Annotated in this window: 18 protein-coding genes; 10 read left to right on the top strand and 8 right to left on the bottom strand. The window is 54.9% G+C overall.

From position 1 onward, the window contains the following. Nucleotides 1–30: 30 nt before the first annotated feature. Nucleotides 31–678, top strand: coding sequence for a riboflavin synthase subunit alpha (locus ACFOMG_RS11925; protein WP_376866905.1), 648 nt, complete (start codon nucleotides 31–33; stop codon nucleotides 676–678). Here ACFOMG_RS11925 and ACFOMG_RS11920 read toward each other — a convergent pair. Continuing rightward, nucleotides 653–895, bottom strand: a complete 243-nt coding sequence (locus ACFOMG_RS11920) for a glutathione S-transferase N-terminal domain-containing protein (RefSeq protein WP_376866904.1) — start codon at nucleotides 893–895, stop codon at nucleotides 653–655. The genes ACFOMG_RS11925 and ACFOMG_RS11920 overlap by 26 nt on opposite strands. A gap of 25 nt (nucleotides 896–920) precedes the next feature. Between ACFOMG_RS11920 and ACFOMG_RS11915 the strand changes: the two genes are divergently transcribed. After that, a complete protein-coding gene (locus tag ACFOMG_RS11915; protein WP_376866903.1) occupies nucleotides 921–1,676 on the top strand; it encodes a sulfite exporter TauE/SafE family protein in 756 nt (251 codons plus the stop codon). Here the strand turns inward: ACFOMG_RS11915 and ACFOMG_RS11910 are convergent, their stop codons facing one another. The 4 genes from ACFOMG_RS11910 to hrpB form a co-directional block, all read right to left on the bottom strand. After that, nucleotides 1,677–4,076, bottom strand: coding sequence for a hybrid sensor histidine kinase/response regulator (locus ACFOMG_RS11910; protein WP_376866902.1), 2,400 nt, complete (start codon nucleotides 4,074–4,076; stop codon nucleotides 1,677–1,679). A gap of 93 nt (nucleotides 4,077–4,169) precedes the next feature. Further along, the gene (locus ACFOMG_RS11905) at nucleotides 4,170–6,365 is read right to left on the bottom strand and encodes a hypothetical protein (protein ID WP_376866901.1); all 2,196 of its coding nucleotides are present in this window, start codon (nucleotides 6,363–6,365) and stop codon (nucleotides 4,170–4,172) included. After that, nucleotides 6,365–6,853: a hypothetical protein gene (locus ACFOMG_RS11900; protein WP_376866900.1), complete on the bottom strand. Its 489-nt coding sequence runs from the start codon at nucleotides 6,851–6,853 to the stop codon at nucleotides 6,365–6,367. Before ACFOMG_RS11900 ends, ACFOMG_RS11905 begins: the two co-directional genes overlap by 1 nt. Nucleotides 6,854–7,015: 162 nt before the next feature. After that, nucleotides 7,016–9,490, bottom strand: a complete 2,475-nt coding sequence (gene hrpB / locus ACFOMG_RS11895) for an ATP-dependent helicase HrpB (RefSeq protein WP_376866899.1) — start codon at nucleotides 9,488–9,490, stop codon at nucleotides 7,016–7,018. Nucleotides 9,491–9,569: 79 nt separating this feature from the next. Between hrpB and ACFOMG_RS11890 the strand changes: the two genes are divergently transcribed. Further along, entirely contained in the window at nucleotides 9,570–9,761 is a 192-nt protein-coding gene (locus ACFOMG_RS11890; protein ID WP_376866898.1) for a tRNA (uracil-5-)-methyltransferase, read from the top strand. Here the strand turns inward: ACFOMG_RS11890 and ACFOMG_RS11885 are convergent, their stop codons facing one another. Both ACFOMG_RS11885 and ACFOMG_RS11880 read right to left on the bottom strand, forming a co-directional pair. After that, complete coding sequence (locus ACFOMG_RS11885) at nucleotides 9,762–11,966, bottom strand: bifunctional diguanylate cyclase/phosphodiesterase (RefSeq protein WP_376866897.1); 2,205 nt, start codon at nucleotides 11,964–11,966, stop codon at nucleotides 9,762–9,764. It abuts the gene before it with no gap. Between the two features lie 131 nt (nucleotides 11,967–12,097). Then, nucleotides 12,098–13,516: a 3-oxoacyl-ACP reductase gene (locus ACFOMG_RS11880; RefSeq protein WP_376866896.1), complete on the bottom strand. Its 1,419-nt coding sequence runs from the start codon at nucleotides 13,514–13,516 to the stop codon at nucleotides 12,098–12,100. Nucleotides 13,517–13,787: 271 nt separating this feature from the next. On the opposite strand from ACFOMG_RS11880, the gene ACFOMG_RS11875 reads away from it, so the two are divergent. The 4 genes from ACFOMG_RS11875 to ACFOMG_RS11860 all read left to right on the top strand — a co-directional run bounded on the left by ACFOMG_RS11875 (nucleotide 13,788) and on the right by ACFOMG_RS11860 (nucleotide 19,362). Beyond that, nucleotides 13,788–15,080 (top strand): acetyl-CoA C-acetyltransferase, encoded by a 1,293-nt coding sequence (locus ACFOMG_RS11875; protein WP_376866895.1) that lies wholly within the window; start codon nucleotides 13,788–13,790, stop codon nucleotides 15,078–15,080. A 170-nt stretch (nucleotides 15,081–15,250) separates the two neighbouring features. After that, entirely contained in the window at nucleotides 15,251–16,468 is a 1,218-nt protein-coding gene (locus ACFOMG_RS11870) for an MFS transporter (RefSeq protein ID WP_376866894.1), read from the top strand. Nucleotides 16,469–16,492: 24 nt separating this feature from the next. Continuing rightward, nucleotides 16,493–16,738 (top strand): sulfurtransferase TusA, encoded by a 246-nt coding sequence (gene tusA, locus ACFOMG_RS11865; protein WP_376866893.1) that lies wholly within the window; start codon nucleotides 16,493–16,495, stop codon nucleotides 16,736–16,738. Nucleotides 16,739–16,935: 197 nt separating this feature from the next. Beyond that, entirely contained in the window at nucleotides 16,936–19,362 is a 2,427-nt protein-coding gene (locus ACFOMG_RS11860) for an ankyrin repeat domain-containing protein (protein ID WP_376866892.1), read from the top strand. A 68-nt stretch (nucleotides 19,363–19,430) separates the two neighbouring features. On the opposite strand, the gene ACFOMG_RS11855 is transcribed toward ACFOMG_RS11860, so the two are convergent. After that, nucleotides 19,431–22,148, bottom strand: a complete 2,718-nt coding sequence (locus ACFOMG_RS11855; RefSeq protein ID WP_376866891.1) for a DUF349 domain-containing protein — start codon at nucleotides 22,146–22,148, stop codon at nucleotides 19,431–19,433. A gap of 172 nt (nucleotides 22,149–22,320) precedes the next feature. Here ACFOMG_RS11855 and ACFOMG_RS11850 point away from each other — a divergent pair, with 172 nt between their 5' ends. Genes ACFOMG_RS11850 through ACFOMG_RS11840 form a run of 3 tightly spaced genes read left to right on the top strand, consistent with a single transcriptional unit; the run spans nucleotide 22,321 to nucleotide 25,191 of the window. Then, complete coding sequence (locus ACFOMG_RS11850; RefSeq protein ID WP_376866890.1) at nucleotides 22,321–23,292, top strand: alpha/beta fold hydrolase; 972 nt, start codon at nucleotides 22,321–22,323, stop codon at nucleotides 23,290–23,292. Nucleotides 23,293–23,348: 56 nt separating this feature from the next. Next, the gene (gene sbcB, locus ACFOMG_RS11845) at nucleotides 23,349–24,794 is read left to right on the top strand and encodes an exodeoxyribonuclease I (protein ID WP_376866889.1); all 1,446 of its coding nucleotides are present in this window, start codon (nucleotides 23,349–23,351) and stop codon (nucleotides 24,792–24,794) included. Continuing rightward, nucleotides 24,760–25,191, top strand: coding sequence for a hypothetical protein (locus tag ACFOMG_RS11840; RefSeq protein WP_376866888.1), 432 nt, complete (start codon nucleotides 24,760–24,762; stop codon nucleotides 25,189–25,191). Before sbcB ends, ACFOMG_RS11840 begins: the two co-directional genes overlap by 35 nt. Nucleotides 25,192–25,233 lie beyond the last annotated feature (42 nt).

Below are 25,233 nucleotides of genomic sequence, written 5' to 3'. Positions count from 1 at the left end.
ATGCCGCCCTGATGTTGGCTGGAGCGACGTATGTTTACCGGAATTGTGCAAACCAAACTGCCTGTGGCAGAAGTCAAAAGTGCTGAAAATTTCGCCACCCTGGTGTTTGAGTTCCCCGAAGCGCTGTTAGCCGGGCTGCAGATTGGCGCCTCGGTCGCCATCAATGGTACCTGCCTGACGGTGCGCACCATTGATGCCACACGGGTGAGTTTTGATGTGATTGCACAAACCCTGAAAGTCACCAATCTGGGGCAGCTGAATCGTGGCTGCGTGGTGAATATTGAACGTGCGGCGCGTTATGGTGACGAAATTGGCGGTCACGTGGTGTCGGGTCATGTGATGGATCAGGTGCGGGTGATGGAGGTGATTGATTCACCGAATAACCGCATTATCTGGCTCGAGCGGCCAGAAACACTGGCTCCTTATTTACTCGATAAGGGGTTCGTCGCGCTTAATGGTTGCAGCCTGACGATTGCTGCGGTGGACAACAAACGCTTTGCCGTGCATCTGATTCCCGAAACGCTGGATGTGACCGTGTTTGGCCGTGTCCAGACCGGAGACCGGATTAATCTGGAGGTGGACTCCCAGACACAGGCGGTGGTCGAGACCGTGCAGCGCCTGCTGGGAGACCCGGAAAGCCGTAATGCTCTGCTTACAGGCTGGTCAGATAACGGATAATATCGCCGGACTCGTACATCCAGGTTTCTTTGCCGGATTCGTCTTCAATCAGTAAACAAGGCACAGTGGTCCGCCCGGTTGCCTGTTGTTGTTGCTGGCGATATTGCGGGTTTTGCATCACATTGCGGCGCTCGACCTTAACCTTAACACCGGGCAGGGCGTGCAGAACGCGTTGGCAAAACGGACACATATCGTAGTAGTACAAAGCGTATTTCATTTTTTCTCCCGTCATCTGAGTGTGTATGGATTATACCCAACAAATCTTGTTATTTCTGATCGCTGTGGTGGCTAACTGGTTTTCTGCTCTGGCAGGGGGCGGTGCCGGACTGATTCAGTTACCGATACTGATTTTTATGGGACTGCCTTTTCCGCTGGCACTGGCTACGCACAAAATTGCGACGGTTGCTCTGGGCGCCGGAGCTACGTTACGACATCTGCGTGGCGGCTATCTGGAACGGCGCGTGTTACTGCTGATTTTGCTGGCTGGTGGTCCGGGGGTAATTGGCGGTGTGTTTTTTATTCTGGATGTCGATCCCCGGCGCGCCGAAATTGCTCTGGGGGTGTTAACCCTGGCGCTGGCATTGTACTCCTGGTTTAAACCGGAACTGGGGTTGCAGGCGGAGCCACGGCACCGGGATATCCGCGGATTACTGTTAGGAGCACTGGTGCTGACGCTGATTGGTTTCGGTAATGGTGCGCTATCGGCCGGCAGTGGTCTGTTTGTTACCCTGTGGCTGGTGCACTGGTTTGGCCTGGAATATAAAACGGCCGTCGCTCAGACGCTGGTGGCGGTTGGACTGGGCTGGAACACTATTGGCGCACTGACTATGGGGGGCGTGGCTGATGTGCAGTGGAGCTGGATTCCGGCGCTGGTGCTGGGGTCTCTGGCCGGTGGCTATCTCGGGGCACACACTTCGATTCAGGCGGGCAACCGGACCATCAAGCGGGTGTATGAACTGGTCACCTTGCTGGTCGCGCTGAAGTTGCTGCTGGGCTGATCAGGCCGGCAGCCATTTTTGCACCATATGGCGAACCTGATCCATATTGATGGGTTTGCTGAGGTAGTCGTTCATACCGGCTTCCAGACACAGGTTTTCGTCACCCGACATGGCATTGGCGGTTACAGCGATAACCGGCGCGTTGGTTTCCGGGTAACTGCCTCCGCGGATGCGGCGGGTGGCTTCAAATCCATCCATGACCGGCATCTGGCAATCCATAAATATCAGGTCATAACACTCGCGTCCGGTGTCATCCAATAACTCAAGTGCTTTTTCGCCGTTATCGGCAACGTCGGTTTTCAGCTGTAAGCGGCTGAGCATGCTTTTCAGTACTTTTTGGTTAATCGCATTGTCTTCCACCACCAGTACCCGTCCGCGCAGAGTACCGGTTAACATATCCAGGCTGTTATTCTGGCGGATGAGGGCGGCAGTCTGTTGCTCCCGGCGGGCCGGTAATAACAGCTGAACCCGGGTACCTTCTCCTTTATGGGAAGCGATGGCTACCCGGCCTTCGAGACAATGACATACCGCCCGTACCAGCGATAAACCAATCCCCAGGCCCTGATAACGGCGCTGGTGGGAGGAATCCCCCTGGGCCATAAAACCCTGCACCCGTTCCAGCTCCTGGGCTGTCATACCAATGCCGGTATCCTGGATCTGAATATCGAGGCAGTCCTGATTGTTCAGACGTGACATGGCGACGCTCAGGCGGATATGGCCGCTTTCGGTGAACTTAATGGCATTATCGACCACCGCTTTGATGGCATGGCGGACGCATTTGATATCAACCAGCAACCGCTGCGGCAGATCTGGGTCACTGATCAGCTCGAAGTTCAGCTGGCGGGCATGACACTGCGGGCGAATGCTTTCTGCCAGTTGTTCCAGGGTGGTGCTGACGTCGACACTTTCCAGGCTGACTACCCGGGTTCCGGATTGTAGCTCGGTATAGGTTAAAACATTGTCGACCAGTTCCAGCATTTCGTGGGCACTGCTCTGGGCATCGCGAACAGACGATGATGCCGCTTCACCATGGCTGCTGGCTGCCAGTTCCAGTGAGCCTAAAATGCCATTCAGCGGGGTGCGGAATTCATGGCTGATGGTGGCCAGAAAATCATTCTTCAGCCGGTTGGATTCCATCAGGCTTTCGGCTTTTTTCTCCAGTTCTACCTTAATGCGTTGCTCTGCCTGTTTTTTCTCCGCCTGCAGCAGATTAATCCGGTCGGCCAGGGCGAACGATAACAGTACCACTTCAAACACGCTGCCGATTTTGCTGGCATGAATCGTCCAGATATTGTTGGGCAGCAGACCAAAAATAGTGGCGATGGTGATCAGGCCGCCAATAATCAGAGCTACCCAGGCGGCCAGGAAAAAACGTGCTGCACGTTTGCCGCGTAACAACATTGACACTGAGGCGTACAAAATAACCAGTAAAAACGCCACCACGACCGGTGCCGCCAGTGCCATCACCGTGGCCGTTGTGGTGACAAAGGCTAATAGCCCCGTGATAAAACTCATCGCCATGCAGGTTAACAGCGCCCGGTCGGCGTTGCGTGCGCTGTTACTGGTATGCAGAAAACTGCGGGTAAACGCCGTACCAAACACCCCTACCAGAGCGATGGTCAGTGGCACCGCCAGCTGCGCCAGCGCCGGGGATGCGCTCCAGATAAACTGGTAACCGATGCCGCTGGTGGCCAGCTGTAATGCTGCAAAAGACGCGATGTAACCAATGTACAGCAGGTAACTGTGATCACGGATGCTGATCCACAAAAACAGGTTATACAGAAACATAGCCGCCATCATGCCGTAATAAATACCGAGGGCGTATTGCTCGCTGGAGTGCTCTTCGATAAAGGCATCGCTGTGCCATAAGCTGATCGGCACCTGTACTGAGCTGCTGCTCTGCACATTGAGGTAGATGACCTGCTCAGGATGTTCGGAAAAATCCAACGGTACGACGAAGTTGCGATGTAGGATTGGCCGTTCGCTGAAGCGGTGTAAATCGCCCAGATCCCACAACGCCAGCCGTTGCCCCCGGGGAGTTTCAACAAAGATGTGTAAACGATCCAGTAGCGGATAACCAATTTCCATCAGCCAGCCCGGGTTTCGGGTTGCCGCGCTGCTGACCTGAAACTTCAGCCAATAACCCGACTGGGTAAAGCCTTCATTGAAGACGGCCTTGTTGTAGGCAGTAAATGGCAGGTTATGATTTTTTATATACGATAAGGATAGCTGGGACAGAGGATCGGGTAATACGTACAGTGCGCCAGCGCTGGTGATACGGCTGTCCTGATCACTCAGGCGGATGATATGTTCCGGCGCCGCCGCCCAGGCAACGCTGCAGAACATCACAAAAAACAGGGTGATAACGGATCGGACTGGTCTGTATTGTCTGGCCGTCATACAAGCAACTTCCCTGGCATTGATCATTAAGGTGGCCAGCACTGGCCACCGGGTTAGTTATTATCAGATCAACAGAGTATAGAGTGCGAATGGTCAGACTGTGAATGCTTTACGGCGTAAAAACTCCACGATGCCTAACAAAAATAACAGGCTGAATGGGCTGCCTCCGCCACCGGAACCTCCGAGATCCAGTGTGCCGCCGTTGTTCTCAAGGGCTGACAGCTCCACAGTGATGGTTTGTGTCGTGTTGCCAAGCGCCGAAATATCACGGCTGATGGCGCTGCGTGCCTGTGGGTGATCAACGGTTATCCGTATCGGAGTTTGCTGGTTTAAATCCCCCTCCCAGCGGAAGGTAGCAAACGATCCGGTTAATACCAGGGTGGTCAGATTTTCGCTTTGTCCATCGGCAAACGTCAGGGTGGCCGTTGGCGCTTCATCGAAACTGAATCCGGAAGCGTTGATATTACCATTCAGCGAAAATGCTAACGCCGGTTCCTGTAACTGAACGCTGGCGCTGGTTTGTTCCTGTGCCAGAGTGACGTTCTTACTGCCATAGCCAGACGCACTGACGGTAACTATGGTTGTTTGTCTGGCCAGTATCAGAGACGCCTGACCGTTGCTGCCGGTGGTTTCTGAGGAGTTCAGCCCCCAGCCTGTCAGGCGCTGATCATCCGCTTCTATACGTGCCCCGGTTACCGGTTGATTGGCTGTGTCTGTGACGGTAATGGTTGCGGTTTTACCGGTTAATACATCCAGTGTCTGGTTACCTTGCGGCAGATTTGTTGCGCTGGCTGTCAGTGTGGTTTGAGTTGGCAGGTTGGTCGTTGCCAGCTTCAGGTTAGCTACGGCGCGGTTAAAATTACCGCCATCGTTGCTGGCGACAAATTGTTCTGTTGCCTGTCCGGAACCATCGGTGGTGGTGATTTGTGGGCTGTCGCTGGTGAGCGTGATACTGGTGCCCGCCGCCGCTCCTTCGATCCATACCTGTTGGCCGATCGCCTGGTCGAGCAAGGCGCTGACATTGGTGTTTATCCGCAGAGGCCGGTCCAGATACAAGGTGATACTGTTGTTGTCAGCATCGGTTACCTGCAGTTCATATCGGCCAGCAAAGGCCCCGGAGGTCGGCATTTTTATGGTCAGGCTGTTAGTTTGCAACTCGACCAGTGAGTCCTGCGACGTACCGTTAACACTCAGCGTGGCGGAAAGAGGTGGCTTGCCACCGCTGAGCGGGAAGCTTGTATCTTCCGTGGGGATTGCCAGGGTCTGACCCGATGATAATGGCTGATTGTTGTAACTCAGCTGCAGTTCGGTGGCGGTGATCACCGTCCAGCCCAGATCGGCTAACAGCGGAGCGGCCAGGCCGGGTGACGTCAGGAATTCGGTATAGCTGGGTTCCATTAACTCATTGGGAGATGCGGCGGTGGAAAAATGTGACACCGAGCTGCCTCCCTCGTAGGAAGACGGCGCATACATTTGTATTTTGCCTGCGTTTAAGCCATTGCTCAGTGGTAACGCATTGGCCGCCTGATTCGCCTGAGCACCATTCCATACCAGATTGCCGTCGTTGGTTGATGACGACAGCCGTTCCGCGGAGGTCATCTGATCCCAGCTTTTGTTCTGTGTCTGATCGAACAGGTTACGGCTGAACACATCCATATAGCCGCCAGCCAGCGTACCATTGGCGTTGACTGCTGAGGTGAATCCCAGGCCGTGTAATAACTCGTGAATCACCACGGATAACAGCGAGTTATCCGGGCCATTCGGGTCATCAAAGCCGTAATACCAGTTATTGCCGCGCAGGCAGTTATCGTTGTTATCGATATCACCGTTAAACGTAGCGCTGATTTCGTAGTTTTTCTCGCTGTTGGCATTAAGGTCGGTATTGGCCAGGTCATTAGCCAGAGCGATTGGGTACCAGGTGTCTCTCAGTGGGGCACCGGGGAAGTTTCGCTGGATGGTACTGGCGCCGGCGCTGCCTAACGTAGCTGCATTCGGGCTGCAGAACAGGTTTTCATCTTCGGCACCATTGAACTGGGCTTTCACGACGATTTCTATATCGGAATCGATATAACTTTCGAGGATACCTGCGGCCCGCTCAAAAACCGCCAGCCGCTGAGCGCCCAGAGTGGTGGCGTTATTGCCGCCAACGGCGGCTACCGGGGTCGGGTCGTTAAACCCTTCTCCATTGCCATCGCCATTGAGGATGGTGATCTGAGTGGCGCAGACCAGTGCCGGTGCCAGAGTGGCCAGTGCTGCCAGGCCGGATTTAATAAATAGGTTCACAGTCATTATTGATCCACAATGGGTTTAATTTCAGTTTCTACGATGGTGACTTTGCCGTCTTCGCCAATGATGGCGACCGGCACATGCTGATATTGACCTTTCAGGTCAAGACTGACGCTGCCATCCGCATGGGTAACCGGTTTCAGTTCTGAGGCCGGAATGCGCTTGCTTTCAATGTAGGCGCGCACTTCCGCCGGCAATTCGGGGCTGGTTTTGTCTTTGTTTTTCTCATCCGTGGCTGATCGGCCGGCAGTCTGGTAATGCGCCTGATGCTCGGTATGGGTCGATAGCACCGGACGTTTGATCGGCGGCGTGGCAGCTGTAGAGGTTGTTACAGGTGCCTGGCGCTCAGGCTGATGGCCGGTGGCCGCCTGGTCGGAGGAGGTCTGCGGCACGATGACCTGAGGTTGCTGGCCCGACCAGATGCCGGCCAGTAACACCACCAGGGCGGCGGCCAGAAAGCTGAAAATAAGGGTGAGTCTGGATGCTTTCACTCGGATATCCGTTTGCTTGAACTAAAAATAACAAACAGCCAGAAGCTGATGCTGACCGTTTCAACAGCGGTCTTATATCAGATTAGACCCGCGGCGCCTTTTTATCAGATTTCTGTAAGAAACCCATATGACAGATCACCATTTTGAGAGTTTTTTCCGTTTTCAGCCTTTCTGACTGGCCTTCTTGGTAAAACGCGTCGCTGTTGCGCTGACTGGATCTTCCGGCCAGGGGTGTTTCGGATAACGGCCGCGCAGCTCTTTACGTACCTCGGGGTAGACGTTTTGCCAGAAACTGGCCAGATCCTGAGTCACTGCCAGTGGCCGTTGTGCCGGTGATAATAAATGCAGTTGTAGTGGCAGGCGACCAGACAGCAGAGCGGGCTGTTGGGTCACGCCAAACATTTCCTGCAGCTTGACCGCCAGTACCGGTGGCTGCTGGCTGTAATCGAGACGGATGCGGGAGCCGCTGGCCACTTGCCAGTGGATCGGCAGCTGCTGCTCCAGTTGTTGCTGTTGTTGCCAGTCTAAACGAGCCAGTAATGCCTGATACAGTGGCAGCTTTTTCAGGTCGCGCAGGTGGCGGGCCTGATGCAGCAGCGGTAATAACCAGACGTCGATGGCTTGTTGCAGGCTGTGCTCGTCCATGGCCGGCCAGTCAGCATTACACTGCCCCTGATGACGCAGCAACTCGGCCCGCTGACACAGGGTACGGCTGCCGTCATCCCAGGGTAAGGTGCTCAGTCCCTGACGCTGAAAATAGTCGCGCCAGGCCAATAACCAGTCGTCGTTACTGAGATCGCGCAACGGTTGGCGTCGCCAGATAATCTGTCCCAGGCGTTGTTGTTTTTCCGCTTTCAGCTGGCCATTATCAAGCCATTCAATCACAACCTGCTGATTATTCAGCCATGGGCAACATTGGGTTAATGCGTCCAGGTCATCGTCTTGCAGCGGCAGGGCCTGGCGAATTCGGGGTTGTTGCCCCTGGATCTCCGATACCGCCAGCCATTCCTGCTGTTGCAGGCCGGAATCCACTTGCAGACAGGCGCCTGTGCCACTGCTGAGCAGGTATTCACCGTGTTGCCCGGAGCGTCGCCGTGCCAGCCGATCGGGGTAGGCCAGCGCCAGCACCAGAGCGGCGTTTAAGGGTGACTGGTCGCTCTCCAGCTGCAGCGTGTCGATCCAGCGCTGTGCCAGTTGACCGGCTGCGTTACGCTGTGCCTTGTCGAGCCGGGTTAATGCCAGTTCCAGGTCATCCGTGTGGCTGGCCGAACGATTGAGCCATTGTAACTGCGCTACCAGCTGTGCAGCGGCACGGCCAAAGCCCAGTGTGGCGGCGCTGAGGATGGCATGACCCCAGCGTGGCTCCAGTCCGGAATCAGCAATGGCCTGGCCATGGTCGTTCAGCTGCCACTTGCCTGGCTGTACCATGCCCAGTTGTTGCAGCAGCGCCTGCGCCCGCTGGATAGCTGCGTCGGACGGCGGTGTCAGCCACAGCAACTCCTCCGGCCGGCAGCCCCAGCTGTATAAACACAGGGTCAGATACGATAAATCACTGCGTTGTGTCTCGGCGCTCAGATGAGCCGCGCGACTGTGATGGCTGCTTTGTGGCCATAGCCGGTAACTCTGACCCGGCGCCTGGCGGCCGGCACGGCCGCTGCGCTGTTCGGCTGAGGCCTGTGAAATCTGGCCGGTTTCCAGGCGCTCGATGCCACTGCGCACATCAAACTGTTGGCGGCGTTCCAGGCCGCTGTCGATGACAATACGGACGCCATCAATGGTGACCGAACTTTCGGCGATATTGGTGGCAAGAATGATTTTACGTTGCCCGGAGTTACGGGCCAGGGGAGTCAGCGCGCGTTTCTGATCACGATCGCTGAGGCGTCCGTGTAACGCCATTACCTGGCAGTGGTCTGGCAGCGATTGCTGAAGTTGTTGTTGCAGGGCCTGAATTTCGCCGACGCCCGGTAAAAATACCAGCATGTCGCCGGGGTGTTGCAGTGCTTCATGAATAACTTTGCGACAATGACTGAGCAATTGCTGGCGTGAGCTGAGCAGTGGTTGCTGTGCTGCCCGGTAGTGTACGGTTACCGGGAACTGGCGACCTTCACTGCGTATTACCGGAGCCTGCAGTTTGTCACTCAGACGGGCATCATCCAGTGTGGCTGACATGACCAGTAGTTTCAGGTCGTGGCGAAATAACTGCTGGGCGTTGTGAGCCAGCGCCAGTCCCAGATCGGACTGCAGGTTACGTTCATGGAATTCATCAAAAATAATCAGTCCGACCCCGCTCAGTTCCGGGTCCTGTAATATCATACGGCTGAGCAGGCCTTCGGTGATCACTTCAATGCGGCTGTCCGGGCTGGTTGCCGATTCAGAACGCATACGGTAACCCACTTGCCGGCCGGTTTCTTCGCCCAGCTGCTGTGCCATAAACCGCGCGGCGTTGCGGGTGGCGATACGGCGTGGTTCGAGCATCAGGATACGTTGCCCGGCGAGCCACTCCTGATGCAGCAGAGCCAGCGGCACCCGGGTGGTTTTGCCAGCTCCCGGGGCAGCAACCAGCACCACATTCTGATGCTGTTGCAGAGCGTTGTTCAGATCGGGCAGAACGTCGTCAATCGGCAGGGCCTGGCTCATGGGTCACTCGGTACTGGATAAATCGTGCTGAATACGGAAAAATGCGCATGGTAGCCTATTGCTGAGCAAAGGGGGAATCATGAGACAATCCGGTGAACACAAGGTGGTGGATTTCCGCTCCGCCAGTCAGCGACATCGTCAGGATAAAGAACATCAGCGGAAAGAAGATAAAGTGGCCAGTCTTCAGCAACGTTTTAAGCAGGCATTGCCGGATAAAAAAACACCGGTGAAGGATTATCTGCGCAAAAAGAAGGCCGCGAAAAAGCGCTGATCAGTGTTGTTGTAAAAAATCTTCGATGGCTGCCTGGTTCAGCGGGCGGCTTAATAAATATCCCTGAATACAGTCACAGCCTTTACGGGCTAATTCGTCTTTTTGTTGCTGCTCTTCCACACCTTCGGCAATGACCCTCATACCTAAGGCATGGCCCAGATTAATAATGCTGTCGACCAGCGCCTGTTTGCGCGGGTCGCCACACATGCGGTCGATAAAACTTTTATCAATTTTTAATTTGTCGACCGGAAAAGCGGATAAATACGACAGGGATGAAAAGCCGGTGCCAAAATCATCCAGTGCGACGCGAATGTTTTTTTCTTTTAACTGGTCGAGAAAATGCCGGGTGTCGGCCTGATTCTGAATAAATAAACTTTCGGTAATTTCAATCACCAGTAATTCCGGATCAGCGCCGCTGGCGTCAACCTGTTCGATAATATGACGCGCCAGTTCGTTGTCAAAAAATTCCGCGGTCGACAGATTCACAGCAATCGGCATACGTATGCCGTGCGCCAGAAAACGTTTAATCTGTTGCAGCGCTGCTTGCCTGACCCAATAACCAATTTCACGAATAATGCCGGTTTTCTCCGCCAGCGCAATAAACAGATCCGGACGAATCATGCCACGCTGCGGATGGTTCCAGCGTACCAGCGCCTCCAGCTGTATCACGCGGTTCGTTCTGAGGTCCAGGATCGGCTGATAATGCAGCTCCAGCTGATCTTCGGCAGCAGCATGGCGTAATTCCTGATGCAGCAGTGCCTGGGTCTGGGCATGTTGCTGCATTTGTGGCGTAAAGCTGGCATAGGTGTTACGGCCGCTGTCTTTGGCGGCATACACCGCCTGATCGGCGGCTTTCATCAGCTGTTCGATGGTCTGGCCATCATTGGGAAAACGGGCGATACCGATGCTGGATGAAATACGGCAATCTTTTACCTGGCGCAGCCGGTATGGCTGGGCGATCAGTTGCAGGCAATCCTGTAATAACAATTCCAGCCTTGCCAGATCCTGTGGCCGGGTAATCAGCACGGCAAATTCATCGCCACCGAGACGGGCGATGGTATTACTGCTACCGAAGCAACGCTGCAGGCGGCTGGCCGTCTGTACCAATAATTCGTCACCGGCATCATGACCGTGGTTGTCGTTAATTTCTTTAAAATAATCCAGGTCCAGAATCAGGACATTAAAGGGTTGTTGCTGGCGGCGACATTCCTCAATGGCCCGGGTCATGCGTTCGTAACACAGGTTACGGTTGGGCAGGTTGGTTAATACATCGTAATTGGCCAGATACTGAATGGTCTCTTCTGAGCGTTTACGCTCAGAAATATCGTTAATCAGAATCACCGCCTGACGAATGTTGCCCTGCTCGTCACGAATCACTGAAAAACAGATCTCCGCGGTAAACACTTCCTGATTTTTACGCCGGGCAGATACCTCAGAGGTCCAGCTGCGCGAGGATGGCAGCTGTTGCAATATGTCTTTGTAGTGTTCCAGCTGATGGCTGTCGTTGGCCAGCATGCGGGGGGTTTTGCCGGCGATGTCGGCGTGGCTGTAGCCGGTCATCTGGGTAAATGCCGGGTTAACGTCTGTGATATTAAACTGCTCGTCGGTAATCATCATGCCCATTGGCAGGTGCTGCGCAATCAGCCCCGACAACCGGGCGTGCAGCTGGGCTTTGTGATGTTCAATACCAAAACGTGCCAGACGTGCGGCTTCCAGAATCAGCAGAATGTCGTCAGCGTCCGGTGCCTGCGGGTGTTGATAATACATGGCAAAGGTGCCCAGCACCTGATTATCGTTACCCAGAATAGGTTGTGACCAGCAGGCTTTCAGCATGCCGGTTGCTGCCAGCTCTTTATAGGGTTGCCAATAGGGGTGGTTGTCGATGTCTTCGACGATCACCAGTTTTCCGCTAAACGCGGCGGTGCCGCAACTGCCGACACCGTCACCGATTTCAACACCATTAATGCCGTCTATGTAAGCCTGGGGTAAGGAGGGCGCGGCGCCATGGGTCAGGCGTTTGCCGTCATCGCTGAGCAACAGTACGGATGCCAGACAATCGGGCTTTTTGTCCTGAATCAGGTAACACAGCTCGTTCAGCAGCTGTGGCAACGACGTACCGGAGACCATCAGTTCCAGCAGGTGGCTGTAGCGGCTGAGCGATACTACGGCGTTGTTTGGGTTGTATTCGGCTTCTGAGGCGGACATAAACTGCGCATACAATCTGCAATAACCACAGTCTAGCTGTGATTTTTTAAATGTCAGCGCAGGTTAAAGAGTTTTTTATCAGGCCGGAAGAGCCGGCCTGATAAAAAATGCCGTGACGGCGGGGAACAGTATCAGGCGCCAACCAGCGACTGGCCGCAGACACGCACAACATTACCACTGACACCACTGGCAGCCGGGTTAGCAAAGAAGGCGATGGTTTCGGCCACATCGACCGGCTTACCGCCCTGGGACAGTGAGTTCAGGCGACGACCTACTTCGCGGGTCATAAACGGGATAGCGTCGGTCATCGCGGTTTCGATAAAGCCCGGCGCGACGGCGTTGATGGTGATGTTGTTGGCCGCCAGTTCGTCAGCCATGTACTGAACGTAACCAATCACGCCGGCTTTTGAGGCGGCGTAGTTGGTCTGGCCGACCTGGCCGGCGATGCCATTCATGGACGATACGCAGATAATTCGGCCACCCTTGTTCAGGGTGCCGTGTTCAAACAAGGCATGGTTAATACGTTCTTCCGCTGCCAGGTTGATGTCGATGGTCATTTGCCACCAGTGTTCCGGCATATTGGCCAGGGTTTTGTCGCGTGTGATACCGGCGTTGTGAACCACGATATCCGCACCGCCCATCGCTTTCAGTTTGTCGGAAATCTGTTGCGGTGCTTCGGCCGAGGAAATATCGCCCAGCAGTGCGTCGCCACCGATTTCGGCCATGACACGGTTCAGATCGGCTTCGGCCGGTGGAATATCCAGGCCGAGTACCTGAGCGCCATCCCGGGCCAGAGTACGGGCGATGGATTCGCCGATACCGCGCGATGCACCGGTGACCAGTGCGACTTTACCGGCCAGCGGTTTGTGCCAGTCCGGGTAGCTGACCTGTTCGGCTTTACGAACCGTAATCACCTGGCCGTCAACGTAAGCGGACTTAGCGGAAATAACAAAGCGGAATGCTGCGTCCAGGTTCGCTTCGGCGTCTTGCTCAACAAAAATTGCCTGAGACGTCGCGCTTTTTTTGCCAATCTCTTTGGCCACTGAGCGTGAGAAACCTTCCAGCGCACGCATGGCAGCCGCTTGTTCACCGCTGCTGGCTTTCAGGTGTGGACGACCCAGGGTAATGACCCGGCCGTTGCTGTTCAGTTTCCGCATCACCGGGCTGAAAAAGGTGTACAGCTGGTCCAGGTCACTGGCCTGAGCAAAACCGGAGGCGTCGAAGACAAAGGCATCGAATTTGTCGGTCATGTTTTTGGAAACTTCAACACCCAGCGCTTTAACGCCATTGGTTTCAGCCGCGGCGACGATAGCCGCAGCGGTGTGCGCATTGGCCTGGTAACACACGCTGGCATCGGCGTCTTTCAGGTTGCGCATGATGTCGTTCAGCAGCGCGGCGTTGTCGCTGGCGCCAACCAGCACTTTGCCTTCGAAGTAGGTTGGCTGATCGGCGCGGTAACGTTTCAGCTCGATCGGGGTTGGCAAACCAACGGTTTTCAGCAGGTTACGGCCGATGTTGTTGTTCAGCATGGATTCGTAAAAATTACTCATGGTCGTTTCCGTTATGCGTTTGAGTTCAGCAATGTGTTTCTGGTTCTTCAGGCGAACAGCCGGGCGCGAGTGATGTGACTGTGATACAGCGCCGGGAGGCAGATTACAGCAATAAGCGCTGACAGTTAAATTGACCAGTGGCCGGGCGCTGACTGTCAGTTCAGCCAATGCCTGAACGGGCAGGAAAGTTAGACTGCGGTCTGTATAAGCAGAGGTTTTTATTTTGCCCGCTTAGATTTTTATCATCCTTGGTACTATTCAGGATTCTGACATGACCCAGACTGTACGCCGCGTTGCCATTATTGGCGGTAACCGTATTCCTTTTGCCCGCTCCAACACCGTTTATTCTTATGCTTCAAACCAGGACATGCTGACCGCTGCGCTGAACGGCCTGGTCAACCGCTACAACCTGCAAGGTGAAAAGATCGGCGAATTTGTGGCCGGTTCGGTGATCAAACACAGCCGCGACTTTAACCTGGCCCGCGAAACTCTGCTGGGGACTGCGTTAGATCCTATGACACCGGCGACCGATATTCAGCAAGCCTGTGCCACTGGTCTGCAAGCCTGTATGCAGGTTGCGAACAAAATTGCGCTGGGTCAGATTGAGGTCGGTATTGCCGGTGGTTCTGATACCACCTCGGATGCGCCAATTGGTGTGTCTGAAGGCCTGCGTAAGATCCTGCTTGACGTAAATCGTGCCAAAACCACCGGAGAACGCCTGAAGCTGCTGGCTAAGATCCGTCCTAAGCACCTGGCACCGCTGGTACCGCGTAACGGTGAACCACGTACCAATATGTCCATGGGTGAGCACACTGAAATCACCGTGAAAGAGTGGGGCATCGGTCAGGAAGAGCAGGATCAGATTGCTTTTAACTCACACACTAATTTGTTGCGGTCCTACGAAGAGGGTTTCTTCGATGATCTGGTAACGCCGTTCCAGGGGCTGGAAAAAGACAATTCAGCACGTGAGCCGAATCTGGAAAAAATGGCCACCCTGAAACCGGCATTTGATAAAAAATCCGGTAAAGGCACGCTGACGGCGGCTAACTCTTCGGCACTGACTGACGGCGCCTCAGTCGTGCTGCTGGCGTCTGAAGAATGGGCTAAAGAACACAACCTGCCGGTACGTGCTTACCTGAGTTTCTATGAAACCGCAGCGGTGAACTTTGTTGGTAGAGACGCCGAAGGCCTGCTGATGGCACCGGCTTATGCGGTATCGACCATGCTGGATCGTGCTGGCCTGACGCTGCAGGACTTCGATTTTTACGAAATCCACGAAGCCTTCGCCGGCGTGGTGGCCTCGACGCTGAAAGCCTGGGAAGACGAGAAATTCTGCAAAGAAAAACTGGGCCGTGATAAACCACTGGGTGCTATTGACCGCAGTAAGCTGAACGTCCGTGGTTCTTCGATTGCAACCGGTCACCCATTTGCAGCAACCGGTGGTCGTATTGTGTCTTCACTGGCGAAAATGCTGGAAGAAAAAGGCTCCGGCCGTGGCCTGATCTCGATCTGTGCTGCCGGCGGCCAGGGCGCCGTGGCCATTCTGGAACGCCCTGAAGCGTAATTCAGGCGTTCACCACAGTATTGCTACTCTCACCAAAGCAATATAGAAGAAGCGCAAAAGCGCCGTTGAACCCGCTGGTAACAGCGGGTTTTTTTATGTCCGGGTTTTTTTGGCGCAGGCTTCCGTTAAGATGCGCACATCTTGGTTATTGATAACGGACCGGATTATTTATGAATAAATGGATCGCGCTGATTTTTCTGTATCTGGTGCAGGGCTTACCGCATGGTTTTTTTGGTCAGGCGATGCCGGTACTGATGCGCGAGCAGGGGCTGGATCTGACGCTGATCGGTCTGATGTCGCTGGTGGCTTTGCCCTGGGCGGTGAAATTTATCTGGGCGCCACTGCTGGATAAAGTCAGTCTGTATCGTGATGAATACCGCCGCAGCTGGATTTTACTGATGAATTATAGCGCTGCGGCACTGTTGTTAGTGATAGCGCTGCAGCCGGTGGAGTTCTGGGTGCAGCAAAACCTGTGGCTGTTTGTCTGTCTGTTATTGCTGCTCAATTTTCTGATCGCCACACAGGACATCGCTACCGATGCGTTAGCGGTGGAAAATCTTAAGCCTGGCGAACGCGGTTTGGGTAACGGCGTGCAGGTGGCCGGTTATCGTATTGGTATGGTGCTCGCCGGTGGTGTGCTGGTGGCGTTTTTCAGTTGGTTTGGCTGGCAGGGCGCATTGCTGTTGCTGGCGCTGGTGATGGTAGCCGGCACCTTACCTTTGTGGCGCTTTCAGCCGCGCCGGCACCAGGTGGATGATCAGCCGTTGTGGCCGTTATGGCTGGAGTTTTTCCGTCAGCCCGGTGCTGCACTCTGGCTGATGATGATCTTTTTGTTTAAATTCGGCGATGCCTTCGGTACCCAGATGATCCGGCCTATGCTGGTGGATCAGGGCTTCGGTCTGGATGAACTGGGGCTGATACTGGGTACGGTTGGTTTTGCTGCCGGTCTGGCCGGAGCCTTGCTGGGCGGCTGGCTGGTTCAGCAGCTGGGGCGGCAGACGGCGTTGCTGGGGTTTTTGCTGCTGGAAGCGCTGGCGTTGCTCAGTTACCTGGCGATTGATGGCAAAGCCCTGTATCCGGTGTATCAGGCGGTGGTGCTTGAACATCTGGCCGGTGGTATGGCAACCGCAGCATTATTTACCGTGATGATGGATCGTTGCCGGGAGCACTGTGCCGCAGCCGATTATGCTTTGCAGAGCTGTGTGGTGGTGATTGCCGGTTTAATCGCCGGGGCGTGGTCGGGGCTAAGTGCCAGTTTGCTCGGTTATAACGCCCATTTTGTGTTGGCGGCACTGCTTTGTATGATGGCGATGGTGGTGGTCTGGCTGGCGATTCAGCAACAACTGATCAGCGCAAAACCAGCCGCCGTACAGCGTGCTGACGATTAATTTTTGACAGGTGTTTTCAGCTTTATGAACGACGTTACCACCACTCATAAACTCGATGCTCAGGGGTTATTCTGTCCGGAGCCGGTGATGATGTTGCACAATATTATCCGCGATATGCAGCTCGGCGACGTGGTGGAAATTCTGGCGACAGACCCTTCGACCAAACGCGACTTCTTAAAATTCTGCAGTTTTCTCGATCAGCAAATGGTGCTCAGTGAAGAAAATGACGGGGTTTATCGTTTTTTAATCCGTAAACAAGCTGATGAATAACTGAGTTAATTCAGCTTGATGAAAAACCCCTATTATTTAAATCCTGCTAATTTACATCTCCACCCCTTTGGGGTGGAGATACCAAGGTAAAACTCTGCTTGTTTTGAGTTATTAGTGGGGATTTATCTGCAATGAAAGAGGCTGCTGGACTTTGTCAGCAGTCTGAGAGAATTAACTGTTTTTTCAGGGAGGAAGGTATGGCGCGTTGTTATCACGCGGTAATCATGCTGCTGTTTGCCACACTGCTGGGGTCTGCTAACACACTTTGTCTGGCGGCCGAAAACCGCCCGCGGCTGGCTGATCTGGTGACCCAACATGCCATTGCCGGTGATTCTGAGCTGGCTGTGGCGATTCGTTATTATCGCGCCAGCGGGCAGTTCAGCAGCCCGGAGGATGTCTATCAGCGGGCGTTTACGCAGCAGCAACAACGCTTGCAACAGCAGCTCAGCCTGGTTCAGCAGGAGCATGGGGACTGGTTGTTGCAAACCCTGCAATTGCGCCCACAGGAGATGGCAGAATTCGCAGACTGGGTGGCGGATAAGCGCTTTTCCCCGGCGGCACTGAATATGCGGGCGCTGTATCTGGCGGCGCTGTTTCAGCGTGCTGCTGATGCGTTGCAGCAGCAACAGTTTTCGTTCCGTGAGGCGTTATTGCCGCGGCTGACGCTGTATTACCCCTGTCAGTTGTTAACGCAACATGCGGATCTGGCGCTTGATGCCTTTGCGCTGGACAGTCGTGCTGCCGCGTTAGCCCTGGCCGGGCTGGATCGGCGGCTGGCATTTGATTGCCCGCAACCGCTGACGACCGGGCGGCCTGCTCAGGCCGGTTATTTACAGCGTTATGTGGCGGCCGTTGAACTGGCCAGCGGCCGTGGCCTGCAAGACCTGATTCATTCCCGGCTGCAGACGCGGGCTACGGTAGACGAAGCTCCCGCCGGCGCGGATGCATTTCCGTCGTTCGAACCGCAACCTTTAATGAGTCAGTTAGCGTCACAGCCGGAGCCACAGGCGCGCTTGTTGTACGCGCTGATGTTGCACGTCTATCAGCCGCAGCGCCGGGATGAGATCGTGACGCTGTTGTCAGAGCTGCGCCAGCAAATGGATCAGCAATGGCCTCTGGCGCAATACCCAAGGGAAGTGCTGGCAGCTAATAAACGCTTAATATCCGGCCCTTACGATGGCTCTGATCAGCGTATGCTGCAATACCTGGTGTCGTTAGCGCTGGCGTCCGGACCGGGTTTTGTTATTCCCTGCGGCGTGGTGTTGCAGGCGCCGTTTTTGTTACGCGCTGAAGCGCCGCTGTTTGGCAGTACTTACGATGTGTCATTACCACGATCCGATTGTCGCTTAACGGATTACCCGCTGCCGCCATCGGTGACGCAATATCTGACATTAACCGAACAGCCCATTGCTGACTGGCTGAATAATCATCAGGGCTCCATCCGTCATGCTCACGCCAAAAGCCGGGCCATTGCCCGCAAAAAACTGCAGTTATTTCCCGGCTTATTGCCAGCGCTGAGCGAAAAATCCGGCTATCCGTTTGCCAGCTGGTCATTACTGAATTTAACCAATCGGGCGCTCTTTAACCGTATTGCTGCCAGTTACGATCAGGCGCTGGCGGATCTGGCGCAACATTATCAGCGGTATTTTAACGTGCCGCAAAAGCGGGCAGCGGCAACGGCCCGGGCAGCATTATGGTCGGTGGTGGAGGAAGGGCACTGGGGGCAGCCCGGGGCACACGGCTTACGGGATTGGCTGGTATCGGATATCTCCGACCGGCAGATTATCGAACGCCTGGCCGGGGTGCAGGATATTGCCGAGTTGCCACAGAGTCGTATCTCAATGCGCTATTACGCGGGTTATTGGTGGCTGTTAGGACAGCCGGACTCGTTATTAATGATGGCGGTACAGCGCCCGGCGGTATTGCAGACGTTATTAGCAAAAAAGAACAGCGCGACGGCGCTTACACAAGGGACAGAACGTAATAATCCAACCACCGATATTCATTATGCCAATGCGATCGGTAAAACCGCGCTGCATGTTGCGGTGCAGATGAATCAGCTGCAGTCGGTACGTCTGTTGCTGGATGCGGGGGCGGATATTGAGGCGCGGGTGGAAGGGAATGACCGGACGCCGTTGCGTCACAGTCAGCGCAGTGTGGCGATGTACGCTGCGGCGAATGGCGAGCTGGCGCTGATCCGCCTGTTGCAGCAGCGCGGTGTGTCATTTGCGGTGCGCGACAGCGCAGGCCTGAGCCCGCTGCACTATTTGCTGGGGAATCGTTATTTGCCGATGAATCCCCACCTGAGTGCCGATAACTACCGCGATTATCTGGCATTAATTGCGCCGCAATTTTTGCACTCCGGGCAGTCAACGATTACGCCAGGGTTTAACTGCGCCAGAGCCGGAAATGATGTTGAGCAGCGGCTGTGTGATGATGCCGGTCTGGCTGCCTATGACCGGCAATTAAGCTGGCGTTATCGCCAGGCCCGCAGTCAGGCCGTGACGGAACAGGATAAAAAACAGCTTAAACAACGGCAACTGAGTTGGCTCAGGCAACGCAATCAGTGCCGTGATAATGACTGTATTGCCCGGGCTTACCAGCAGCGGCTGACGGAAATCTGATGCTTGAACGGCATAAAAAAGCCGCCGCTGAACAACAGCGGCGGCCGAAAGGTTATTGTTAAGCTGTTTTACAGGCTGGCTTTTAACGCCGCAATAAAGCGGCTGTGTAATGCTTCGCTGCGCTGTGCTTGCAGCCATTGCTCAACCAGTTGCTGGCGCTCAGCGTCTTTGCTTAACCCCTGACCCAGGCCCTGGGCCAGTTTCTGTACCTGTAATTCCATACGGCGTGCTTTATCACTGTCTGGTGATTCGACATCGGCCAGTACTTCCAGGTTAATCACCACATCCTGTGCATCGGCTGTGCTGGTTAACTGGCCTGTCAGCGCTTGTTCAAACAGTGCAGCAGGGTAGCCTGCCGGCAATTCCGCAGCGGCGGCAAAGGCATCGCTATCGTTAGCGGCGATGGCGTTCAGGCGATCAATTAACCCATTCCAGCGGGCTTTTTCTGCCGCCTGTTGCAGTTGCCGGCGTTGGTCATTCAGTGAGTTGTCGACCGCCTGCAGTTTTTTAACCAGCCGCTGATGGGCGCTTCTGGGCAGTTCAATGGCGGCAAACTGCTGTTTAAATTCTGCCAGCGCATTTTGCGCATCAGCAATCGCTGCGCTGTCGGCCAGTTCCTGGGTGATCAGGGTTTCTGCATCAGCCACAATTTTTTCGGCACTTTCAACGGCATTGTTAAGCACCGCTTTACGCTGCGCTTTTTCGCTGTCGAGGCGGGCAAAAATGGCGTCGCAGGCGCTGCGGAATTGTTTCCACAGTTTCTGATCCGGATTGCGTGGCGTGACACCTATTTGCTGCCACTGTTGCTGCAGGGTTTTTACCCGGTCGATGGCGGCGGATAAATCGTCCTGCTCAATCAGACTTTCTGCCTGTTGTACCAGTTCGCCTTTGGCGTCCAGATTGCGGCCGTATTCTGCCTGCAGGTGGGCATAAATCGCATCGCAGGCCGCCTGGAATGCTTTCTGGGTTTCTTTGTGAGCGGCGCGCTCCACCGGGGAATACTGGCGGAAAGCATCACGCGCGGCATCCAGGGTTTTTTGTACCACTTTCCAGTCGGCGTTATCCCAGTCGAGTTGTTGTTCGTAGCTGATCAGTTCGGCGGTTAATGCCTGGCGGGCTGCGACAAACTGCTGGCGTTGTTCTGCCAGTTGCGCAAAATAGTCGCGGCATGGTTCAAACGCTTTGTCTCCAGCGGCCTGAAAACGCTGCCATAAGTCGTGGTCGGGCTGAGCGCTGCCCAGCGCTTTCCACTCTTCCTGCAGGGTATGAATCTGGTCGGCCAATGCTGCTGGGTCGATATTGGCGTCGATTAAGGCTTCCATTGCAGCAATTAATGCTTCTTTTTTCGGGGTGATGGCAAACCCCTGCCAGTCACGCATTTCACTCAGTTGTGCCGCCAGTGCTTTGGCTTTGCGTTGTTGCTCCTGAGCGACCTTGTTGTCGACCTGGCGCAGATTCTGTTGTAACTGGTGTTGCAGTTTGCTGGCGTCTTTGGCGTGGCCGTCGGTCAGCGCCTGTTCCAGTTTCTGCAGCTGTTCATCGATGGTTTTCAGCCGGCTTTTTTGTTGTTTCGCCAGTTCTTCCAGCGCGTCGCTGGCCTGTTGCTGCCTGGTGGCGATGGCGGCCAGCCAGGCCGGAGCGCTGATAGCGGCTGGCCAGTGATAGTGTTTTTGCCATTGCTGCGCCTGATTGCGCAGCTGGCTCAGGCCACGCATATCGCCTGGCAGAGGTTGGTCGAGCCAGTCATGCAGCGCCTGTTGATTTTCCTGATAATGGCTCAGGCTGGTGTGAATGCTGAGCAGTTGCTGTAACTGATTTTCAAACCGGCGGTTGTCGTCGCTGCTGGCTTTATGGGCCTGAGCGGCGGTGCGCCAGTCGTACTCCAGTTGCTCGATGGTGTGTTGTCGTTCGTCACTGGCAGCGTTATCCGTGTTGCCACTGTCGTCCAGTAACGTCTGCAGCTGCTGTAATAACGCCGCCTGTTGCTGTTTTGCCTGCTGTGCCTGTTGGGCGGCAGCGGCCTGGCGTGCTTCTTCGTCGGCATGTTGGCTGAGGGTGGCCTGTGCCTGTTGCAGCTGTTGCCGCATGGCTGCCTGTTGCTCGCCCGAGGCTTGTTGTTCCAGGCTCTGCCATTCTTTGCTGATCACCTGATAGCGGCCGTTAAATTCCGGGTTGTAACCCAGGCGGTTTAACTGTTCGGCATTGGCCAGCAGGGCGTTGATACGTGCAAGGGTTGCCTGTTGTGCTTCACGCTCGGCTTTGCTGGCGTTCAGGCGGTCTTTGCATAAGCGGTAAACGGCTTTGTCTTTGCCCTGGGCATGGTGCAGTAACTGTTGCAGTTTATCGTTGTCGCTGATGCCTTCAGCAGCGGCCAGCCGGACTTTGGCAACCGGGTTGTGCATCGCCAGTTGCAACCGTTCGTCCTGATCGCTGATGCGGCCAACGGCTTCCAGTCGTTGTTGCTGGTCGTCAGTGAGTGAGGCGATACGGATCAGCGTCGGGTTATCGTGAATCTGCTCCAGGCTGGTATGGCCGTTCAGTAATTGCCCCAGCCAGTGCTGGCGTGCCGACTCGCGTACGTCCGGCTGGTTGTGGCCCAGCAGTTTCTCCAGTTCGGCATGCGACCGGATCAGGCGCACCGCGATGTCGCGTAATTCGGCCAGTGGTTCTGCGTGGATAAAGGTCAGCAGCTGGTCATCAGACCTGAGGTCGGCGATGGCCTGACGGCGTACATCCGGGTTCTGGTGTTGCCATTTGGGTTTAAATAACTTGCTTAATAACGCCATCAAAAGATTCCATAGCAGATGTCACAAAATGCGGCCTCATTTTACAGAGGACGTGACAAAGGGGAAGAGGGTTAAACGGATACAAGCCAATGCCGGATGTGCTAAAGTCGCGCTGTATCGGCCATATGAATGGCCAGAACCACGACAATAATAAGACCGTTTGGGGAATCCCATGAAAATCACCAAGTTTCTGCTGCTGTTCAGCCTGTTTCTGGTAACCACTGGCTGTGCGTCGTTAGGCATGGGCTCGCGTCCGTTGTCTGAACTGACGACCAATTACACCAATGATGCGTCCCGCTTTCAGGCGGTGGACGATCTGGTGATCCATTACCGCGACGAAGGCCAGGGCCCGGTACTGGTATTGTTACACGGGGTGGCGTCGTCACTGCATACCTGGGATGGCTGGACCGAACAGCTGAAAGACCGCTACCGTATTATCCGTATTGATTTACCCGCCCACGGCCTGACCGGGCCCGATCCGAAGCTGGAGCGTTATCAGATCGGTTATATGGTGGATAAACTGGATAAATTCCTGAATAAAATCGGCGTTCGCAAAGCGGCGCTGGCGGGCAATTCGCTGGGCGGGTATATCGCCTGGAATTATGCCTTACACCGGCCGGACCGGATCGAAAAACTGATTCTGATCGACGCGGCCGGTTATCCGCAGGATATGCCGTTTATTATGAACTTTGCCGCGTTGCCGGTTATCGGTGAAATGAGCACCCTGATGATGCCACGATTTATTGTGTCGTCGAATATTCACGATGCTTACGGTGATGAGGACAAGGTTAGTGATCAGCTGGTGAAACGTTACCACGACCTGACGTTACGTCCGGGCAACCGCAAAGGTCTGGTGAACGTGTTCCGCACCATGAAAGAACAGAGCCATAACCCGCAGCTGGGCGACCGCGTCAGAGACATTCGCACGCCGACCCTGTTATTGTGGGGCGAAGAAGATCAGTGGGTGCCGTTAACCGTGATGGAACGTTTCCGCCAGGATCTGCCAAACGCTCAGGTGATCACCTACGAAGGGGTGGGTCATATGCCGATGGAAGAACTGCCGGTTCAGAGTGCACGGGATGCGGCTCAGTTTTTACGCGGCCAGGCCGCAACCATACCTTATCAATCTGCCCAGGGCGGATAACACAGCAATACCGGGTTTCGCTGCTGCTGGCAGCGAAACCGGAAGAGGACTATTCAGTGAGCAGCAGTATCGTCTGGTACGACTACGAAACCTTTGGTGCCAGCCCCGCCTGGGACCGTCCGGCACAGTTCGCCGCCATCCGCACCGATGAAGATCTGAACGAAATCGAAGCGCCGGTGGAATTATTCTGCAAACCCGCCGACGATTATCTGCCCCACCCGCAAGCGGTATTAATTACCGGTATTACACCTCAGGATTGCCAGCAAAAAGGCCTGCCGGAAACCGAATTTATCCGCCGCATTAATGAGTTGTTTTCGGTCCCCGGGAGCTGCAGTGCCGGTTATAACAGCATTCGTTTTGACGACGAAGTGACACGTTACACCTTATATCGTAATTTTTACGACCCATACGCCCGTGAGTGGCAGGGCGGCAACAGTCGCTGGGATTTATTAGACGTTGCCCGCTGTGCTTATGCGTTACGCCCGGACGGTATTAACTGGCCGGAAAATGACGACGGCCGGATCAGCTTTAAGCTGGAACATTTAACGGCTGCTAACGGCCTGGATCATGGCAGCGCGCACGATGCAGTGTCTGATGTACGCGCCACCATTGCTTTGGCCCGTCTGATTAAAGATAAACAACCCAAACTGTTTAATTACCTGTATCAGCAGCGCAGCAAACAACGGGTCGCTGAGCTGATTGATGTTAATCAGCATAAACCCTTGATGCACGTATCGGGCATGTATCCGGTGGAGCAGGGCTGTATGGCGGTAGTGGTGCCGTTATGCTGGCACCCGAGCAATAAAAACAGTGTGATCGTCTACGACCTGCATCAGGACCCGACGCCGTTGTTTGAGCTGACGGCGGAACAGATTCAGCAGCGGTTATTCGTTAAAAATGATGAATTACCCGACGGTGTCAGCCGCTTACCGTTAAAAGAAGTGCATATTAATAAAGCCCCGGTGCTGGCGCCGGCCAAAACTCTGACGCCGGATCAGGCGGAACGCTGGAATTTATCTGGTGAGGTGTTGCGTACTCATCTGGCGCAGATTAAAAACGCGCCGGATATCACAGCCAAGCTGCATCAGGTCTTCTCCGGTCGTGACTTTGCAGCGGCCAGTGATGTTGATGCCAAATTATACGATGGCTTTTTTTCCGCTCAGGATAAAAGTGCCATGAACGATCTGCATCGTTTATCCGACTGGGACCTGGCTGACTGGCCGGCTCCGTTCGCCGATAGCCGTGGTGAAGAAATGTTATTCCGCTATCGCGCCCGTAACTACCCCGATACCCTGAATGAAAATGAGCGCGAGCGTTGGGAGCAACACCGCCAGGCGCGGCTGTTGCAGGGCATTGCCGGCTCTCCGCTGCTGAATTACGAACGGTTTGCTCATGAGCTGCAGCTGGCAGCGCAACAGGTGGCGGATGAACCGCTGAAGTTGCAGTGGATTCAGGATCTGCAGCTTTATGCCGAAGCCATTTATCCGTACAGCGATTATTAAACAAGCGGATAACCGAGGTGTTGTGGTGATATCACTCAGGGAACGATGTATTGCCGGGCTGTTGCCGCTGGTGGTGTTGTTATTGGGGTTGCTGTCGCCATTAAATCCATTGCTGGCGTTACCGGTTTTTTATGGCTTGTGCCGGTTTGCCGATTGCCGCCTGGCCGCTGCGAATACCCTGCACCTGAGTGACTTTTTATTAACTCTGGTGCTGGTTTTTATGCTGCTGATGCTGGGCCTTACGGTATCACCGCTGGCACAACAGTACGACAATCTGCTCAGTTTGCTGGCGGCCGCCATCGCCTTGTTGGGTGTGTTGGGATTCAGCATCGCGGGCTTTGCCGGCCGGCTGCTGGCTGTGCCGCTGACCTTACGTCTGGTACGGCGTTTGGTGTGACTCTCAGTCAGCCTCAGCCAGCTGTGATTGCAGCCAGTTGGT

The sequence above is a fragment of the Bacterioplanoides pacificum genome, from assembly GCF_042648445.1.
GTDB classification, from domain to species: domain Bacteria; phylum Pseudomonadota; class Gammaproteobacteria; order Pseudomonadales; family Oceanobacteraceae; genus Bacterioplanoides; species Bacterioplanoides pacificum.
This window is presented reverse-complemented; position numbering and strand designations above follow the sequence as displayed.

Bases quoted from the DNA above. Each gene is read 5' to 3' on its own strand.
- ACFOMG_RS11915 (WP_376866903.1), top strand. From the start codon at position 921: ATGGATTATACCCAACAAATCTTGTTATTTCTGATCGCTGTGGTGGCT.
- ACFOMG_RS11860 (WP_376866892.1), top strand. From the start codon at position 16,936: ATGGCGCGTTGTTATCACGCGGTAATCATGCTGCTGTTTGCCACACTG.
- ACFOMG_RS11880 (WP_376866896.1), bottom strand. From the start codon at position 13,516: ATGAGTAATTTTTACGAATCCATGCTGAACAACAACATCGGCCGTAAC.
- tusA (WP_376866893.1), top strand. From the start codon at position 16,493: ATGAACGACGTTACCACCACTCATAAACTCGATGCTCAGGGGTTATTC.
- ACFOMG_RS11885 (WP_376866897.1), bottom strand. From the start codon at position 11,966: ATGTCCGCCTCAGAAGCCGAATACAACCCAAACAACGCCGTAGTATCG.
- ACFOMG_RS11870 (WP_376866894.1), top strand. From the start codon at position 15,251: ATGAATAAATGGATCGCGCTGATTTTTCTGTATCTGGTGCAGGGCTTA.
- ACFOMG_RS11890 (WP_376866898.1), top strand. From the start codon at position 9,570: ATGAGACAATCCGGTGAACACAAGGTGGTGGATTTCCGCTCCGCCAGT.
- ACFOMG_RS11925 (WP_376866905.1), top strand. From the start codon at position 31: ATGTTTACCGGAATTGTGCAAACCAAACTGCCTGTGGCAGAAGTCAAA.
- ACFOMG_RS11910 (WP_376866902.1), bottom strand. From the start codon at position 4,076: ATGACGGCCAGACAATACAGACCAGTCCGATCCGTTATCACCCTGTTT.
- hrpB (WP_376866899.1), bottom strand. From the start codon at position 9,490: ATGAGCCAGGCCCTGCCGATTGACGACGTTCTGCCCGATCTGAACAAC.
- ACFOMG_RS11840 (WP_376866888.1), top strand. From the start codon at position 24,760: ATGCCGAAGCCATTTATCCGTACAGCGATTATTAAACAAGCGGATAAC.
- ACFOMG_RS11875 (WP_376866895.1), top strand. From the start codon at position 13,788: ATGACCCAGACTGTACGCCGCGTTGCCATTATTGGCGGTAACCGTATT.
- ACFOMG_RS11905 (WP_376866901.1), bottom strand. From the start codon at position 6,365: ATGACTGTGAACCTATTTATTAAATCCGGCCTGGCAGCACTGGCCACT.
- ACFOMG_RS11855 (WP_376866891.1), bottom strand. From the start codon at position 22,148: ATGGCGTTATTAAGCAAGTTATTTAAACCCAAATGGCAACACCAGAAC.
- ACFOMG_RS11850 (WP_376866890.1), top strand. From the start codon at position 22,321: ATGAAAATCACCAAGTTTCTGCTGCTGTTCAGCCTGTTTCTGGTAACC.
- ACFOMG_RS11920 (WP_376866904.1), bottom strand. From the start codon at position 895: ATGAAATACGCTTTGTACTACTACGATATGTGTCCGTTTTGCCAACGC.